14 protein-coding genes are annotated in these 18,570 nt (G+C 53.1%); 3 read left to right on the top strand and 11 right to left on the bottom strand.

All coding sequences use genetic code 11. The annotated features are described in order from the left end of the window. Window positions 1–83: 83 nt before the first annotated feature. The gene (locus tag GOB90_RS17200; RefSeq protein ID WP_242012133.1) at window positions 84–1,166 is read right to left on the bottom strand and encodes a carbohydrate porin; all 1,083 of its coding nucleotides are present in this window, start codon (window positions 1,164–1,166) and stop codon (window positions 84–86) included. Window positions 1,167–1,348: 182 nt separating this feature from the next. On the opposite strand from GOB90_RS17200, the gene GOB90_RS17195 reads away from it, so the two are divergent. Next, the gene (locus tag GOB90_RS17195) at window positions 1,349–1,771 is read left to right on the top strand and encodes a secondary thiamine-phosphate synthase enzyme YjbQ (RefSeq protein WP_146892467.1); all 423 of its coding nucleotides are present in this window, start codon (window positions 1,349–1,351) and stop codon (window positions 1,769–1,771) included. Between the two features lie 168 nt (window positions 1,772–1,939). On the opposite strand, the gene GOB90_RS17190 is transcribed toward GOB90_RS17195, so the two are convergent. Both GOB90_RS17190 and GOB90_RS17185 read right to left on the bottom strand, forming a co-directional pair. Further along, entirely contained in the window at window positions 1,940–2,344 is a 405-nt protein-coding gene (locus GOB90_RS17190) for a hypothetical protein (RefSeq protein ID WP_242012135.1), read from the bottom strand. 281 nt (window positions 2,345–2,625) lie between these two features. After that, entirely contained in the window at window positions 2,626–3,657 is a 1,032-nt protein-coding gene (locus GOB90_RS17185) for a glycosyltransferase family 4 protein (protein WP_146892469.1), read from the bottom strand. A 168-nt stretch (window positions 3,658–3,825) separates the two neighbouring features. On the opposite strand from GOB90_RS17185, the gene GOB90_RS17180 reads away from it, so the two are divergent. Both GOB90_RS17180 and GOB90_RS17175 read left to right on the top strand, forming a co-directional pair. Continuing rightward, window positions 3,826–5,637: an ABC transporter ATP-binding protein gene (locus GOB90_RS17180; RefSeq protein ID WP_146892471.1), complete on the top strand. Its 1,812-nt coding sequence runs from the start codon at window positions 3,826–3,828 to the stop codon at window positions 5,635–5,637. A gap of 149 nt (window positions 5,638–5,786) precedes the next feature. Then, window positions 5,787–6,299 (top strand): hypothetical protein, encoded by a 513-nt coding sequence (locus tag GOB90_RS17175; protein WP_146892473.1) that lies wholly within the window; start codon window positions 5,787–5,789, stop codon window positions 6,297–6,299. A gap of 62 nt (window positions 6,300–6,361) precedes the next feature. On the opposite strand, the gene GOB90_RS17170 is transcribed toward GOB90_RS17175, so the two are convergent. From GOB90_RS17170 to GOB90_RS19005, 8 genes are all read right to left on the bottom strand, one after another. Then, window positions 6,362–7,153: a trypsin-like serine peptidase gene (locus GOB90_RS17170; RefSeq protein WP_146892475.1), complete on the bottom strand. Its 792-nt coding sequence runs from the start codon at window positions 7,151–7,153 to the stop codon at window positions 6,362–6,364. A 74-nt stretch (window positions 7,154–7,227) separates the two neighbouring features. Beyond that, complete coding sequence (locus GOB90_RS17165; protein WP_146892477.1) at window positions 7,228–7,638, bottom strand: cytidine deaminase; 411 nt, start codon at window positions 7,636–7,638, stop codon at window positions 7,228–7,230. 6 nt (window positions 7,639–7,644) lie between these two features. After that, on the bottom strand, window positions 7,645–8,637 hold the full coding sequence (gene galE, locus GOB90_RS17160; RefSeq protein WP_146892480.1) for a UDP-glucose 4-epimerase GalE: 993 nt from the start codon (window positions 8,635–8,637) through the stop codon (window positions 7,645–7,647). Between the two features lie 112 nt (window positions 8,638–8,749). Next, window positions 8,750–9,742: a CgeB family protein gene (locus tag GOB90_RS17155; RefSeq protein ID WP_146892483.1), complete on the bottom strand. Its 993-nt coding sequence runs from the start codon at window positions 9,740–9,742 to the stop codon at window positions 8,750–8,752. A gap of 58 nt (window positions 9,743–9,800) precedes the next feature. Then, complete coding sequence (locus GOB90_RS17150; protein ID WP_173572178.1) at window positions 9,801–12,584, bottom strand: glycosyltransferase; 2,784 nt, start codon at window positions 12,582–12,584, stop codon at window positions 9,801–9,803. 279 nt (window positions 12,585–12,863) lie between these two features. Continuing rightward, window positions 12,864–16,211: a glycosyltransferase family protein gene (locus tag GOB90_RS17145; RefSeq protein WP_146892488.1), complete on the bottom strand. Its 3,348-nt coding sequence runs from the start codon at window positions 16,209–16,211 to the stop codon at window positions 12,864–12,866. A 197-nt stretch (window positions 16,212–16,408) separates the two neighbouring features. After that, window positions 16,409–18,121 carry a 30S ribosomal protein S1 gene (rpsA, locus tag GOB90_RS17140; protein ID WP_146892490.1) on the bottom strand — a complete coding sequence of 571 codons (1,713 nt, stop codon included), beginning with the start codon at window positions 18,119–18,121 and terminating at the stop codon, window positions 16,409–16,411. 258 nt (window positions 18,122–18,379) lie between these two features. Continuing rightward, a partial coding sequence (locus tag GOB90_RS19005) for a hypothetical protein (RefSeq protein ID WP_206752486.1) occupies window positions 18,380–18,570 on the bottom strand: 191 nt, incomplete at its 5' end.

The raw sequence follows: 18,570 nt of genomic DNA, 5'->3' as shown, positions 1-18,570 counted from the left end.
TTGTTCAACAAAGAAACAGCGACTTGCCCTCAGACAAGATCACGCTACCCAGACGTTCTTCTACTGTTCATGCTAAACGTTGTTTAGCGTACTTTCCACACGATGGCCTCAAGATGGCTCGGTGCCGCGTAACCAAAGCCAAGACCGAAACTGTCTCCGGTTCGATGAAAAGGGTCAGTAAGGACGACCCCGGCATCCAGCGAAGCCGAGATCTGATTACGATCTGAAAGTCCGGTATAATCCCAGCGGACAAAGCCTTTTAGCGTCCCTGCTCCGGTATCTTTCACAAGTGTATGGTCAAGGACCATATAAACAGCCCAGTTTCCACGTCGGCTGACCGACGAATCACTCTGCAACGGAAATGGACCGGTATCGACGAAAAAACCCGCCTTCCATGAGCCGTTATGCCCGAAGAGACTGACATCCCGGTCGAGCTCGCCTATCACAAACGCTCCGGTTCCGAACCAGAATTTCGTTCCGCTCGGGTCCTGGTTCTGATTCCAGGGATCGGTCGGATTAACAAACCGCCTTGCGCCCGTGGCGTTGTCATCCGCCACGGCCAGCCTGAACTGCCATTTTTTCGCAAAAGCGATATTCAGGCGCACCGCCGGAGCCGCAGCAGGAGAAGCTGGTCCCTGATCGTAGAGATCGTTGCTCGGAAGCATCGGCCAGCCAAATGACCCGTTGAGGAAATTTTGCGCCGTATCGCTCACCATGAATTCGGTGCTGAGATCAAGCTTCCCCACCCTTGCCGAAAACATGTTATCCGTGCTGTGCCAGTTATAGGCGAGTTCATAGAGACGCAGGTTCGGATCAGCCTCGCTCGTCGATGTCTGGTTAAACGCATAAAGCGGATAATTACTGAACGGTTTGCCACGAATATCCATGGCGCTGATTTCAAATGTTCCCCATGCGCCTTCCCTCGTGCTTGATCCGGTAAGTCGTGCCGGATCAAGCACCAGATCAACGGTCGTCGCGCCGATATAATGTTCCGAGGGAAGTGCGCCGCCGCGTGGAATGCCCCATACTTCTTCAGTGTCGGACACACTCACGCCGACTCCTGCTCTGGCCAGTTTCTGCTTTAATCCATTCCAGCCGAAAGGATCGTCGATACTGAACTGATCATCCGCCTGGGCAATGCCGGCGGAAGCCGCTCCTGAAAGCATAACAGCTATTGCTGTCCGGAACGTCGACCAGCCCGGCAACCGGTCCCGGAATAAATACAGGCGCAACAGAAGTCGCAAAACAGGTCGAATCTCCATCAGACGGGCCGGAGGCGGCACAGCAATCACACCGGACCGTTACCGGAAGATGTTATGATCCGTGCCATAGCCGGGGAGCCAGAAACATGAAACAATTCACAAAATGTCTGCATGTCAGAACCGCAGGTAAGGACCTCATTCCCATCACACATGCCGTCACGGACTGGGTCACTGAAACCGGTATTATTACCGGCCTGCTCACTGTCTGGTGTCCGCACACATCCTGCTCGCTGACGGTTCAGGAAAATGCCGATCCCACTGTGCGCGAAGACATCGCCCGATTTTTTGATACCCTCGTGCCCGAGCAGGCCGGACGTTACATCCATTCCAGTGAAGGGCCGGACGATATGCCTGCCCACCTGAGAACCATGCTCACGCAGTCCGGCTTTTCCATTCCCGTGATCGACGGAAGGCCCGCCTTCGGAATCTGGCAGGGGCTCTATCTTTTCGAACATCGTCGCACACCTCATCGTCGCGAGATCGTACTGCATCTCGCGGGTGAGATGTAGTTATCCGCTGCCCAGTTCACCACGGCGCTTCAGTTCTGAGAGTCCACTCTGCAACTGTCAGGATAATATCCGCGCCACGGCTGAATCCCTATGGTGCGTTCTCCGGGTTCGCAATCTTCGACGTCATGACAAAAGGTGTCAGCAACACTGGTTTCAGATGCTTTTTCGCTACCGGATAATGTTTCCTTCCTGCGTCGCCGGAGGCGGTACCGTCGTTTCGGGTGACTCGTTAACGGAAATCAGGGCTTCATTGGCGATCGACACCACATTCTCCGGCCGGTCTGCATTTTCCTGCTCAGTCTGCTCGATACCGCTCGTCATTGCCCGCAGTCGCGCCATTTCCTCACGCACGTCGTTAAGAATCTCAATCAGTGCCGTATGATCCTCAGCCGCGCGCTGATCCGAACCGCGCGTCAGGATCGCATTACCCACCATCAGCGCTGGCAACGCGACAAGCTGAATCGAATTGCTCACATAAAGCAGTGGCCCCTGCCATTCAGGCTTCAGAACCGGAATCAGCGAGAACATCAGAAATGCATAAACGCACCAGATGCTGCCGAAGAGGACCGTCATCCGGACGGCCAGGCGATCATTGAAGCGATCAAGCCAGGAAGGCTGGCCAGGAGTCGAATCTGAGCGATGCCGGTCGCTATAAAACCAGCTCAGAGGTCTCCAGATATGACGAGATTTCACAGCAACGGATCCGCATAATGAATCATGCCGGCACAGGCCGGCGGAAAGCCATCGTCTCCCTGACTTCCGCGCCAGGTCAACCAGGTTTCACGACATGACAGACCGTCCTCCGCGATGCGTTATTTCCACATCGCGGAAATGGTCTTTCCCGGAAGCCCGGGTCAGGGCGCCTTCGCTGCAATCAGATTCTGATAGATCGCCAGGTAATCATCGGCCATCCGTCGCGCCGTGAAACGTTTCTCAAACGCTTTGCGAACGACCGCCGGATCAAGCGCTTCAACCTGTGGATAAGCCGCTATGGCCTCTGCCTCGTTCGCAACGATGGCACCCGTCACTCCCTCCTCCAGCACTTCCGGCACCGAGCCGTGGCGAAATGCGATCACCGGCGTACCGCAGGCCATCGCCTCGATCATGACGAGGCCAAAAGGCTCCGGCCAGTCGATCGGCATCAGCAGCGCCTTTGCGCCGGAAAGAAATGCCGACTTCTGACGGTCGTTAATTTCCCCGATCAGTTCCACCCCTTCGCCCAGCATCGGGACAATTTCCCGCTCGAAATACTCGACATCGACCTTATCAACCTTTGCTGCGATCTTCAGTGGCATATCGACAGCCCGCGCAATACGGATCGCCTTATCGACGCCTTTTTCCGGACAGATCCTGCCGAGGAATGCCAGATAATCCCTGGGGCCGGGTTGTGGCGTCAGCAAATTCTCCGGGAGGCCATGCAGAACTGTCCCGACATAGCGGGCCTGAGGCAGAGGCAACCGCTGATTGTTTGAAATCGACACGATCGGCACATTCGGAAAGGCATCGAAAACCGGTTGCAGTTCCATCAGGTCAAGCCGCCCGTGCATGGTTGTGACAAAAGGTGTCGGCTGGCGACTGAAATGCGTAAAGGGCCAGTAATCCATGTGGAAATGCAGAATATCGAACTGGTCCGCCAGCCGCGCGACGCGCTCCATCAGCAGCATATGCGGCGCGATCGGATCACGGATAGCAGGATCGAGCCGCAATGCGCGGGGCCAGACAGCATCCAGCGTCGCGGTCGTGATGCTGTCGCCACTGGCAAAAAGCGTCACATCATGGCCCATTGCCACGAGTTCATCCGTCAGAAACGAGACAACACGTTCTGTGCCGCCATACAACTTCGGAGGCACGGCCTCGTGAAGTGGCGCAATCTGGGCGATACGCATGAACCGGCAAACTCCAGTTTTATGATGTTATATCGAGATTATCACTCGCGGGATATTAATACAGTCGTTGCACATAATGCGTTACCCCGCGTGAGCTTTCCTCACATACAACAAACGCCTACACTGGGCGAAAGTTGACAGAGTGGACCAGTGCATGGATGCCGACGCGTGAAGCGCGATAGTGAAGTGACCATCTCTGATGATCAGCTGCCGCATTATGCCGGACATCCCGTCAGATTTATCATACGATATGCACGATGCCGGGCCATTCCTCATCTGATCGTTTTCGGGTTTGTCGTTCTCGCTGTATCCTGCGCCGTGTTCTCATCGTATGCGATCCGTCACCTCGTTGACACCATGGACGCTTATCCCCGGTCGGCACATCTTCAGGCTTCGATTTATCCGGTCTGGGGCGCTGTTGCCTGGCTTGCAGTCATCATCGCCGCCGACAACCTTTCCTGGCGTGTTGCCGGGTGGTATGCGGCAAAAACCTTTGTCGCCGTCACCGGCGATGTCCGGCTTGATCTGTTCCGTTATCTGACCGGACATTCTACCGGTTATTTCGCTGATCGCATGCCCGCGGCGCTTGCCGCCCGCATCTCCACAGCAGGGAACGCCGCATTCACGCTTGAAAGCCTGATGGCGTGGAATGTCATCCCGCCCTGTCTGAACGTCCTGCTCTCCATCGTGCTGATGATGACCGTCAGCCCTCTGATGGGCAGTGTCATTATCGTACTGTCTTTCAGTCTTGCGGCTCTTATGTTCCGTATGGCGCGGAGCGGCCGTCATCTCCACGCTGCTTACGCCACCGAAGCCGCGGGTGTTGACGGCGAAATGCAGGATGTTGTCGGAAATCTGCCACTTGTCCGTACCTTCGGAATGCTCGGTTTTGAGCGCACACGTCTCGCTCACACTCTGCACGGTGAAATGTCGATCCGCGGAAAATCTCTCCGCAACATGGAAAGACTCCGCCTGGTCCACGCTCTGCTGACTGCCGTTCTGACCGCCGGTCTTCTTATCTGGGTGGTCCTGCTCTGGCAGAATGGTGCCGCTTCGGTCGGCGATGTCGTCATGGTTGTCAATCTCGGTTTCATGATCCTGCACGGTACCCGCGACCTCGCCGTCGCCCTGGTGGAGACGGTGCAGCATACTGCCCGTCTCGGTGAAACCCTGTCTGCCATTCTCGTTCCGCATGAAATGCAGGATCAGCCCGACGCTATCGGTTTCGGGGCGCCTCCAGCCGGTGAAGTCAGCTTTCAGGACGTCACTTTCGCATACCCCACCGGTCCGAACGTTCTCGAACATTTCAGCCTGCATGTCGCGCCCGGAACACGGGTCGGCCTTGTTGGCCGTTCAGGGTCCGGTAAAAGTACCGTCCTCGCCCTGCTTCAGCGCCAGCGCTATGTGCAGGGGGGCGCTGTCCTTATCGATGGCCATAATATCAACAATCTTTCGGAAACCGCTTTGCGTGGGTGCATGTCTGTCGTGCCTCAGGATGTCTCGCTTCTGCGCCGCTCCGTCGCCGACAATATTCGCTACGGCAAGCCGGAAGCCTGCGATGATGACGTTCGCCACGCTGCGGATGCGGCTGGCTGCTCCGAATTCATTGTTGCGCTCCCGCAAGGCTTTGATACCGAGGTTGGTGATCGTGGCGTCAAACTCTCTGGCGGTCAGCGTCAGCGTATCGCCATCGCCCGCGCTTTCCTGCGTAACGCTCCGATCCTCATCCTTGATGAAGCGACCAGTGCGCTGGACAGCGAAAGTGAACACCACATCCAGATTGCGCTTTCAAAGCTCATGGTCGGTCGGACCGTCATTGCTGTTGCCCACCGTCTTTCTACCCTCAAAGATTTCGACCGGATTGTGGTCATGCAGAAAGGCCGTATCGTTGAGGATGGTTCTCCCGCTGAACTTGAGCGTCGCGATGGTCCCTATCGCGAATTCCTCAGCCTTCAGGCTATGAATATCGCTCCCATCTGAACCGCACGTTTCGTGTGCCCTGTCATATTTCGACAAATACCAGACATGAAGAAAAACCGTCTGGATCATCCCGCGCTGCTGCGGGATGATCCGTCTGTGTTTTTTTACGCACGAACATTTAACAGGTCAGAGATCAAAGTTTTCGCGTTATGACGATGACATGGGGAGACTTTCAGGCTGTCGTCCAGCTTTCAGCCGGCCTGAATGTTGCCATTCTGAGCTTTGTCGATATCAGTTTACCCGCCATTAAAGAGCGCAGGCGGGTGTTTTCCAAAGCCCGGCAGGAACTCGAAATTCATCGCAAAAATCCGCATAAACAGACGCAGGATGAAATTGCGGAGCATAAAGAAAATGTTGGCGCGATTGATCGGCAACTTTTCGATTTGTGGCGCGAAACTGCTGATTTCGAGAATTTCGAGGATTCTCTTATCAAATCAACGGGCGTTTTCGGGATTATTGGCGCTGTCCTGAGCCTGAGTCTCCTGATGTATTCAGCTTTTCATTATGATGAAACTGTCACACTCTTTGACGAGGGTCTTGTTTTTCTCTCGTTTCTGTCGCTGGGCGCGGCGTTTATCATCAATTTTTTTACGGCTTCAAAAGCCAGTCGTTTCACAAAACGCTGCAATGAACTTCGCGAGAAAATGCGTACAACTCTGTGAAATAAATACAGAATGAAAAAGTTGTTAAGATATGTATATTTAACAGCATAGTTCTATGTGTCTTACTTTCCTGTCACGCTCACCTGCATGAAAGAAAGTGGCGCAGCACTTCCGCCCTGCCCCGAATTCGCCAACACCTGCACGCCGAGAGCCACCCACCGCCCGTTCTGCTGTCCCAGTAATGGCGCGCCGCTGCTCCCGCGTGTTGCATCGCAATCGTGCCCGATCATCGGATATCCCTCCCCGTTCCGGAATATTCCCACAACATGACAGCGCATATCGGACGTCAGAATCTCCCGGTAATCCTGCTCATATCCACCGAGAGTTACGCCGTCACCGATACTCGGCAGACCGGGTGCAACCGGTAAAATATCTGCAGCTGTGCCTGCGGGATTTTCAAGAAATAATGTTGCCCGGTCAAAAGATGCCGTAGTCGCCTCGTGCTCCGGATCATATCCGGGTGAGACCAGAAACCGGGTAACACGAGCATGCGCTGCGTACTGCCCACGGTCATAAGCTCGCAGGAAATGAATATCGTGGGGCTGTATGTATCGCCTCGTCTTCACAAGCCAGAGACAATGCGCCGCTGTTTCAACGACGGCGGGCGCAACAAGAAAGCCGGTGCAGCGTCCTCCCAACTCTGTCTGCACCCGCCCGATTGCATTCCATGGCAGAGACTTCATTGTCACTGCCCGGCGTGTATCGTCCGGTCCGATACCGGGTCTGGCTGGTGGAGAAAGAGGCTCGGCATACCCTCTTGTGACGAACATATTTCCTGAAACAAAAACCGAAAAAATAAGAAGCAGAGCTATTCCTGAAAGCTTACGTCCGAAAGAATTATTATCACCCACCATGATTTCCGGAAATAACACAGATTACACCGGAAGAGAGAGCGGCAGGCGTTAAAACTGGCCTGGCACAGTAGGCATCAGCCTCCTGTAATCCCAAGGTTATCCGGTCCGAAACTATCCGGCAGCAATTCCCCCAGTGTTCGCGTTATCAGCACTTTCCCGGATGGGTCCACCATATGAACCTTCAGATCCGCAGCCCCGAACTCGCGCAGCTTCTGCCGGCAGCCTCCGCATGGCGGGCACGGCTCAGCCCCGCCGCACACGACCACTTCCACAATGCAACGCCCGCCAGCCGCAACCATTGCTGAAATTGCGCCTCCCTCAGCACAGATACCCTCCGGATACGCCGCATTCTCAACATTACAGCCTGGGAAAACCCGACCATCATCGCAGATCAGCGCAGCGCCTACCCGAAAATTCGAGTAAGGCGCATAGGCCCGCTTACGAATATCTGTCGCCGCCCCGATCAACTCCCGCGCGTCTGTCATTGTGCGTTAGTCCCGATAACCACCAGGATGCGCCTCGCGCCAGGCAAGCGCCGTTGCGACTGATTTTTCAAGTTCCGCGTAATCAGGCTTCCAGGACGTCTCTTTCATCAGGAGCGCCGGACTTGCTACGAGACTCGCCGGATCACCCGCGCGCCGGGCACCGGGCTTCCATGGTACCGGCCGGCCACTGACACGCTCCACCGTCCGGATTACTTCCAGATTGGAATTCCCTTTGCCTGTGCCGACATTGAACGTCACGCTGCGTTCATCTAGCAATGGCAATACCGCCAGATGTGCCCGTGCCAGATCTGAGACATGGATATAATCACGAATACAGCTTCCATCCGAGGTCGGATAATCCTGCCCGAACAGCGTCAGTGCATCCCGGCGTCCCAGCGCTGCGTCGATCACAAGCGGAATCAGATGCGTCTCCGGACGGTGATCCTCGCCAGCCCGGCCGGCCGGATCAGCACCCGCCGCATTGAAATAACGCAGGCACGCACTCCGCAGGCCGTGAATCCGATCCGCCCAGTACAGCGCCCGCTCGACAACAAGCTTGCTCTCACCATACGGTGAACCCGGATCAATCGGTGTCTTCTCATCAATCGGCCCGTCACCGGCCGAGCCGAACAGGGCCGCAGTGGACGAAAAAACAAATTTCTTCACACCATGCTTTACGCAGGCGTCAATCAGGCCAAATCCAAGAGCTCCGTTCGCCGACATATACATCAGTGGGTGCTGCATGCTCTCACCAACAAGAGAGAGCGCCGCGAAGTGGAACACACAGTCCCAAGGGCCATCCGCCAGAACGGAATTCAGCCGTGGCAGATCAGCCAGATCGCCTTCGATAAAGCGTGCACCATCGGGAATTGCCGCGCGATGCCCTGTTCGCAGACTGTCATAGACCGTCACTTCATAGCCTGCGTCCAGCAATGCCAGGACCATGTGGCTACCCACATAACCGGCTCCGCCGGTCACGAGAAAACGCGAAGTTGCCATTGCCTTGCCGAACTCCTTATTCATCGTGGACAATATATACTTTGCCGCAACATGTGGACTTTATTTTACCTGACAGATGAGACGCGGCACATTTATGCTCGCTCCGGTCGGCTTATCCCGGCAGAAAACCGTTCTCATTCAGAATATTCAGTGCATGCCTAATACGATGCCCGTATGTATGGTCAGCCATCGTCCGGGCCTGCGCTTTTTTCGCCGTCTCAAGACACAACGCATCGTCATTCAGATACATCGAAACCAGTCGGTCAAAGTCCTTGCGGTTCGAAAATGAAGGAATTTCGTCCTTAGTATAGTATCGACGGATTTCATAAGTATCTTCATGAAAAACCTGCATGGCGCCTGCTGCGGCAGCCTCAAAGGTCCGCGGTCCCGGTGTAGAAGGCGCAATCATGAAACGCTTGTTCTCAAAATTCAGGCTGCGACCGAGATTCAGCACCAGCTTCGAGCGTGAATAGAACTGAACAAGCTGTTCTTTTTCCAGGCGTGCATCCGAAAATCCGATACCAAGCTCACCCCAGCCTGGCCCGACAATCTTGATGTTCAGATTACGCAGCGTTGGCATCAGGCCGCGCACAATATCCTTACGGTTGGTAAACGCCACACCGCAGAACAGGACATCGATTGTCCGTTCAACATCATCAGCAATCGGCCGATAATGCAGCTTGGGACAGGCCGCGAGCGGCAGATGCCACACGTTCTTGCGGGTATAGAAATTCGATCCCCAGCGCTCGCACGAGAAAATCACGTCGAAATCATCGCAGATGCGATAGGAAGCGTCCTGCTCGTAGGGATCTTCCGTCGCCCAGAAAACCGTTGCGGCACCGATCTTCTTCGCTTCACGACAGACTTCGCCGAAATATGTGCTTTCTGGAAGATAAGAGCCAATACCGAAAACAATAGTTGGCTTCAGATACTGAATGGCTGCGGCGGCACCGCTGATATTGGCGGCGACGACGTTCTCATCGCCAAAACACTCCCCCCAGCCCGCCATGATCGATTCACGAACCTGAGCATTCGCCTGGGATTCAAACCGACCACCGCTACAGATCAAAACCCGTCCTGAATACTGACTCACGTTATCCACCATTATTACCATTAAGTTCCATTATGACCGCAGCGGGCCATATGCAACATCAGGACGTCCTTCAACGACACGCCGCTTCCAGAATTTCCCTGACCGAAACATCAAACTGCTCCGGATCGCAATCCGCCTTTACCCGACGAAGCGCCTCATCGCGCACCTGCGTCCATACTGCTTCATTGCGATATAACTCCGTCACCGCTGCTGCGAATGTTTCCGCATCAGGCGCACCACCGGAGAGGGTATCATGCCCCGCTGTCCAGCCAAGCTGTCCGATCAGCACATCACTCGCAACGACAGGCAGGCCGTACGACGCGCTTTCATGAACTTTATATGGAATGCCGCCGGCAAAACGCGTCGGCGCTACAAAAACCCGGTGCAGGTTATAAATCTCCTCCAGACTTTCCACGCCTTCGACGATATCAATCCCGTCAAATTCCCTTAAGCCGCGCAAATCCACGCCCCGAGTCCTGGAACCCACTGCCGTGAGACGTATCTCATTCCCGAGGCGCTGCCTTAGCCGAGGCATCACTTCCTTCATAAACCACAGTAATGAGTCCAGATTGGGGGAATACTCATCAATAATGGCGCCCACGAACAGCAATCCGCTACGCTGAGCAAAAGTCGCAGCCGTTGGCCGGGTCTGCAACGCATGACCAAGAATGCTGACGTTCCGATGCCCGGCCTGCCTGATAAAACCCGCCTCCTGCTCCGTCACGGCGACAATTTGCTGGCAGTAGTAAGCACAGTCAAACTCAGCCCGCAGCATATCTTCCATCTGCTCGCGACGCTGATCCAGTCCGAGCACCCGATCCCGCATCAGCAAGCGTGGACTGACTACGGCTTCGGAATCCAGAACAAACCCTTTTGCAGGCAGATAACGGCTGTTTTTGTTAAGAATTGGCAAAATCCGGGCAAGATTATGCGTTCGTCCGATCCAGACAGCATCAAATGACCCGACCCGCTCTTCCAGAAATGCATCAAAACCCACCTCTGAACGGTTATACAGAACCTCCACCGTGTCCGGAAAATCACCGTAAATGCGACCGAGCGAATGATAATGTACGTTAACCGGGAACACCGTCACGGCACAGCCGGAACGTGCAAGGCTGCGGACGATCTCATTCGAACGGACGTAGCCAGATCCGAGGTTCCGTAACGGAATGCGATCTTCAATATACAGAACCCGTGGTCCGTCACCGCGTCTGGACCGGGCCAGCACGGCATTTCCTGCATGTGCCGGCAACTGATTCCTCAGAAATTCGCTCTGCCGTGCTACAAAAATCCGTCTGTTCCTTTGCATCAGGGCCAGTGACTCCGATGACGCGGAGGAGGCAAATTCAAAATGCTCAATGATAACAGACGGATCGTAAACGACTCGATATCCTTTTCTGATCAGGCGAACACAAAAGTCGACTTCTTCAAAATAGGCCGGACAGTAACTGCGATCAAAGCCACCCATACTTTTAACCAGCGCGGTCGGGGCAAGAAGAAACGCGCCCGAACAGTAATCGACATCCCGAACGAAATTCGCCTCCGGACAATTCGGATCCTGATCACGCAGGTAGCCGAATGTCGCTCCGTCCCGCCAGATAATCGATCCGGCTTCCTGCAGAAGTCCGTTTGTCCTGATAATCTTCCCGCCGACCGCTCCGATCCTGGGGTCCGACTGCAAACGATTAAGCGCCGCTGAAATCGCTCCTGGTCCGAGTATGGTATCGTTATTCAGATACAGCACAGCATCCGCTGTAACGAACTCCAGCGCCATATTACATGAAAGAAGAAAACCCGCGTTATATCTGAGGTGAACGATTTTTGCGCCCGAGACATACCTGTTGAGTCGGGAAACTTCATCACCGGAACAGGAATCAATGACAATAAGCTCAATATTTCCGGAAAAGTTATCCCGCAGGGAGGCCAGCCCCTTCATCGTAAGTGAAAACTGGTTGTAAACCACCATGATTACACTGACGGCAGGTGTTCCACTGCATGTAAAGTCGAGAGGCTTACGTGCAGCCTCGGCGGTCAGCCCTTTCGCCAGTTGGCGCAATGCAAGCCTGGCTTCCGTCTCAACCAGATCATCAGAACAGAAGCGAGGATCCTGTTTCTCCTCAGACGCCATCCAGTGCGAATAAGGATCACGAAACAATCCACTTTCAATGTCCGCTCTGACCGGTGCCAGGGACGTATACTGCGCCAGAGAAACGCCGGGCGCCGGCACTCTTCCTTCAGCCGCTCCGGCCACCAGAAAATGTTCATAGCCCGAGCGGAACTGGCCTGCTGCCACACATGCCGCGACATCGGGATATTCTTTTCTGTAAAACTCTTCTGAAAAACTCGCCTGTGGAGAGTATCCGTTATACTGACCGGTAGTCAGATAATGATGCAGCGATGAGTCATATTCGCCTTTCTGAATGAGGTCATGAATATCCGGGTAATGCTTCAGATACCAGACCGGATCGAAATACCACGACACGCGGCAAGCATCGGCGCGACCGTATGCGCCATCGAGAAACAGGCTGTAACAGGAGCCGGCCTCAACCTTGCTGCCTCCTCTGGCAGGGCAGCTTGCACGGAGAGAAAAATAAGAAAACACAGCGGGATCGAAAAAAAAACTGCCACTTCTGTAATCACATTCTCCTCCTGAAAGGTAATGATCATACCCGTTGGCAAATCCTTCGGCCCGAAATACCGAGGCCGTCAGCTCAGGGTTAAAAATCCCATAGTATTCTTCCGAAAACAGCCAATGTGGTGCGTAGACTTTATAACCTTCGCACACATAATGCTGAAATCCGGATTGCCATTGTCCGTCGGCGACACCCGCAGCCACATCTCTGTAACTGTACAAATACCAAGCCTCATCAAACCATTTATTAGGTGAGTGACCTGATTTCTGTCCAGACTCCCTATAATACTCAAGTATGGAAGAATGCCTGCCAGCACGCAGCAGTTCGTCTGCAGCAGGATATCGCATACGATACCAGTCGGGATCAAATCTGAGCCAGACCGGTATGTGCGAACGGACACCGACCACAGGTGACTTCCATTCAAATACCACAGGTAAATCAGATGATGACATCAATACGGACAAGTTAAATCCCGGTCCTAGAAGACGACAGAACAGCCGTTATTCAATAATCTCCACAGCGATTTCTTTGCACAATGCAATAGTCTCATCGGACGGTCCGGTCTGCTCAATGGATCTGATCTGTCCGTCCTCACACAGTATCCGGATACCGGTCGGTCTTACTCCCATTTCATCCGCGACAATATTGAGCAGGCATACACGATACCAGCCATCAAGCTTTTCGTTGAAACCCTTATTCAGACACAGGTTACCAACAAAGCCAACACAGAGCGGTGCATCATGAAAGATTGTCTGAACATCTTGGCGAATCAGCCTCGACGTCCCGAAAAATACTGTTTTTCCATTGTTTTCATTCATCAACGCAACGTAAAGCTGCCCTGCCCGCGCGATACCACGTAAAAAGCCCCAGCCACGAACAATGATATCGCTCTCTTCAAGATCTCTCTCGTGCCGGCCACCATCTTCAATAAGACCGGTGAAGTGATCGATATAAAATTCCAGATCACCCTTATATTCCTGGCCAATCCGTTTGTTCAGCGCTGCCAGTTTCACACCTCTCAACAGACCATCGCTTTCCGAAATCCGCTCAAAATCCCGAAGAATCTGACCATTAGAAGGTGGAACACGCGCAATTCCGATGATCTGACCGCCTTCAATTTCAATCTGCACACTGGTCAACTGAAATGCGCCGCGTCCGTGCACTACGTTGACAAGTCCGATGCGAAACACACCTTCGCACCATTTTCCCCGTAGCGCCGCCTGACCAGCGAAACCTGAACGGCGGGGCGCACCCGGGAACAGTCCCGTCACATCGGAGCGAACCTCGCGAGTTGTCGGAATAAACACAGGCGGTGCATCATCATCACCAATCAGGACAGTATAAAGATGCCCCGACCCGGATACTCCTGGCACAACATACCAGCCACGAATATGAAATTCGCCGGCGACAACAAAGTCTTCATCATCAGAATCTGCGAAGACATGCCGACAGACATCATCAATGTAATATTCGGCTCCCTGAATCGAATACCAGTCTGTTACAGTTTCGGGGAGTTCCACTGCAATATCACGCTGCGTCGGCGGATCAAAAATATGCCGCGGTGGTGCCTGGTGTTTCCACGATACATGTGGCAGCAAATGAACCTGACCGACGTCAAACATCACATTGCTGCTTCCCATCTTCCGACGAGGCGCCACGTTTTTATAAACGCTCAGAAGAGAGACACCGTAATCACGCGCATTCGTCCACAGTGCGGGACTAATATTCGACATCAACCGCTCGCGCGTGCTTTCGCTACAGCGAATCAGTTCCAGGCGCTGCATCACATCTGCCGGACTACCAATCGGAACCTTGTAACCGTTAACATCATTGATCACGCGATCACCAAGCGCGCCAACATCAGTCACAATTGGAATCAGACCGTTCTGCCAGGCTTCGGAAAGCGAGATACAATAAGTTTCAGGCCATATGGAAAGATTTAGGGCCACATCCGAAATTTTCAGCGCGTCAATATCACCTGCCGAATAACGCCCATAAATTGTAACATTTTTCCGATCCAGATTATTCAGCACCTCCTCATATTCGGGATGCACATAACCAAAAATATGAAACTCAAACAGATCCGGACCAGCCATCTCAATGACACTCAGAACCGCATCTGCCCCTTTTGTACGCAGAAAATTTCCGATAATAGCAACAGAAAGACGTCGTCCGTTGAGGGGTTCATAAGTTTTCTTCGCAACCGGCGCAGGCGTTTCCGGAGAAGGTATCCCCAGTATCAGACTCTCTTTCTGATCAAGATGCGGATACACCGTATGTGTCAGATTATGAGAATGCTTTGTTCCGAACAGGATCGCATCAACCGAATCAAGCATTTTCGCGACAAAGGCCCGACGCGTCTGTTCTCCGCCAAATTCAACATTATCTGAACGCTTAAGCGAATTATCAGCAGCAAGCACCCACTTCACATCTTCTTCACAATAGCGAAGCTCATGGTTGAGCAAATTATAGCGAGACGAAACCAAGAAAAAATCATGCGCTGAAAAGACAACGCCAACGCCGTTCGCCTTCGCGATAATCGGCAGGGAAAGACAGTGGTGTCCCAAATGCTGAAAGTGAACGATATCAAAATTATACTGACTTAATGCACTCGAAAACGCCATTTCCTCAGCGCTGTCACACATTGTGTCCAACCAGCCGGTATCCGGAACATCAAAACTTTCAATCTCACGACCGCTGGCATCTGTCAGACGACACATCCCATCACGATGCAACCAGTAGAAAAATTCAACCTCTCGCAGAAGCATAGAGGAAATAGTCTGCTGGTAAACCTCAACCCCACCCCATGCCTGCTCATGGATAGTGGAATGCGTACACATCAGCACACGCAGCCGCCCACGTCGGACCGGAACAGTCGGAACCTGCCGCGTATTTCGTCCGAAATTCGCGCCTGTGATCTCCATCATTCGTTGCAAACGGTGTTCGTAAAGATGCGACTCAAGAACAGCCTTCTGGGCAGCAGCGGCACTTTTCCGCCGCATCGTCTTATTCGACAAAAGCGCTTCAATGTGTCCGACAACCCCTTCAACTGACCGCGCCAGACAGATACCACCCACTTCGGTAATATAATCTTCGTTCAGTTGCTCACCCGCCTCAACAACCTGCGCCGTACCAGCAAGTGCCAATTCATAGAAACGCGGACCGGGCGCCGTTGCCTGTCCGACATCTCCATGACTCGCATAATCACGAAACATAGTCAGCGTAACAGCGCTGGCATTCGCAAAATCAATAAATGCCTCATGGCTGATCGGTCGCTGAATTGCCAGCTCCGCAATATCAGCAGGAAGCGGGGGCAGATATTCATTTCCCGGACAAACCAGTTTTACCCGCGCATCGGGAAACGCCGTAATAACCCGCCGCAGGGTATGAACCCGATTTGGCCACATCGTGCCCGCAAAAAAAATATCATAATCCAGGTCGGCTGCAGATTTCACTTTTCGTTCGTGAAAGGACAAACTGGCTGCGAGAGGCAGATAATGCCCCTTACCTTGGTAGAAATCGACACAGGAGGGATCATTGGTAAAGACACAGTCAAAAAGACCGATGTTCTCAGCATTAAAAGTGACCATAAAGGGATCTTCAAATGCCCAGAAAATCATTACCTGAAAGGCCGGGCGGACTCGACGCATCAGTTCGGTATTGATTCGCTGTCCATCAATGCAGATCAGGACATCATGCTCGCCGGACGCAGCCAGACCGGCCAGCGTCATATTGTCGGCAACAACGACGTTTTCATCACCCAGAACTGTCTTTGCAGCCCGCTCAAAAGCCAGAGTCAGGTAATAGTTTGGATTATGGGTGTAGTTCGTGTTGTATATGATCGCCATGAATTACGCAGACGCTGCCGTCTTCGCCTTCCTTACTGATTACACCGATCGACTTTCATCTCTGCCCGCAAGCACTACAGCAAATGAAAGACAGAAAAAAGACTTCATATCAGGAGACTGCTACCAACACTTCAAAAAAAATGGCACTCCGTAATGGAGTGCCATTTCTTTCATATCAGCATTAAACAATGCTTTAATTATGCATCCGTGTTGCGGCGACGGATCGCAGCCCCAAGAATATCACCCAGCGAAGCGCCGCTGTCAGACGAACCATATTCGTTAATCGCCTGCTTGTCCTCATCTGCCTCACGGCCACGAATAGTCAGGGCGAGCTTACGAGCTGCACGATCAACAGAAACAATCTTCGCGTCGACTTTCTCACCGACCGCGAAACGCTCCGGACGCTGCTCAGCCTTATCACGGGCCAATTCAGCACGACGAATAAATCCGGTCAGAACATCGTCAACCTTCACTTCAACGCCATTCGTCTGGATCCCGGTTACAACGCAGGTGACAATCGTGCCCTTCTGAACATGCGACAGAACATCTGCTGCCGGATCTTCCTGAAGCTGCTTGATACCGAGAGAAATACGCTCTTTCTCAACATCAACATCCAGCACCTTAGCCTTAACGATCTGGCCCTTTTCATAATTCTTCATGGCTTCTTCGCCGGCCTCATCCCAGGACAGGTCGGACATGTGAACCATACCGTCGATATCCGCTGACAGACCAACAAACAAACCGAATTCGGTGATATTGCGAATCTCGCCCTCGACGACCGAGCCAACTTTATGCTCTTCGGCGAACTGCTCCCACGGATTGCGCTGAACCTGCTTCAGACCAAGCGAGATCCGACGTTTACCGCTGTCCACGTCCAGAACCATGACGTCGACTTCCTGGGAAGTAGCGACAATCTTACCCGGATGGACGTTCTTCTTCGTCCAGGACATTTCGGAAACGTGGACCAGACCTTCAACACCCGGCTCAAGCTCAACGAATGCACCGTAATCAGTGATGTTCGTAACGCGCCCTGTAAAGCGGGCTCCAGCAGGATATTTAAGCGCAACATTCTCCCACGGATCAGCCTCGAGCTGCTTCATACCAAGAGAAATGCGCTGGGTATCCGGGTTAAATCGAATAACCTGCACCCGAACCGGCTGCCCGATCTGCAGAGCCTCGGAAGGATGATTGATGCGTTTCCACGCAATATCTGTCACATGCAGCAGACCATCAACGCCACCCAGATCCACGAATGCGCCGTAGTCAGTAATATTCTTGACCACACCGTCAAGAATCATGCCTTCTTTCAGGCCCTGAATCAGCTCACTGCGCTGCTCAGCACGCGTCTCTTCAAGAACGGCACGCCGCGAAACAACAATGTTCCCACGTGCCCGATCCATTTTTAAAATCTGAAACGGCTGAGGAATACCCATGAGCGGCGTGACGTCACGAACCGGACGAATATCAACCTGACTGCCAGGAAGGAACGCCATTGCCCCACCGAGGTCAACTGTGAAGCCGCCCTTCACACGACCGTAGATCGTGCCGTTGACACGCTGGTTTGCCTCGAAAGCCTTTTCCAGGTTTGTCCAGGCCTCTTCACGACGTGCTTTTTCACGGGACAGAACGATCGAACCGTCACGGTCTTCGTAACGTTCAATATAAAGCTCAACGTAATCACCAGGCTTGACCTCCGGGGGCATACCCGGCGGGCCAAATTCACGAAGCGAAACACGCCCTTCACTCTTCAAACCAACGTCAACGATTGCATAATCGTCCGTGAGGCGAACAATGCGCCCCTTAACAACCGAACCTTCAAAGCCGCTATCCTGCCCGAGTGTCTCATCAAGAAGGGCGGCGAAATCTTCGCCTGCGAAATGGTCGGCTGGTGTCTGTGCGGCTAAAGCCATTAAAAAACTATTCCCTGCCAGGATAACTTCCTGACAATTCCTGCGCTCCGGACTCAGTGTGGAACGACTCGCCCATGCATTTCGTGACACTGCCGACGAAAACCGGGCTTCGATTAAAAAAACAATCATGCACGCCGTTGACGCTATGACATGAAGAGATAGCCAAAGACATGCAGACAATAGCTTTGTCAACGAAAAAAATAAAGTATAACTTCGTTTTCACTGGAGAATCTCATTTTTTGGATAATGCATAACATTTTACGTAAAAAATGTGGCATTCTCGGGGATGCAGCCACAGGAAAGGCCTTTCATCAGCCTGAGATCGTAAGGACATTTTAGTAGCCTGTCGGGATGAGGCGTTTCATCCCGTTTGACCGTGACAGCCGTATTTTTTACCGCCTGATCTGAAGTGATGGCTTTCCGCTGACGATCTGGCGCATTTTGTTGCT

This window comes from Acetobacter oeni (assembly GCF_011516825.1).
Taxonomy (GTDB): Bacteria; Pseudomonadota; Alphaproteobacteria; order Acetobacterales; family Acetobacteraceae; genus Acetobacter; species Acetobacter oeni.
Note: the sequence above shows the minus strand (reverse complement) of the source record. Positions and strands in the feature narration are given on the sequence as shown.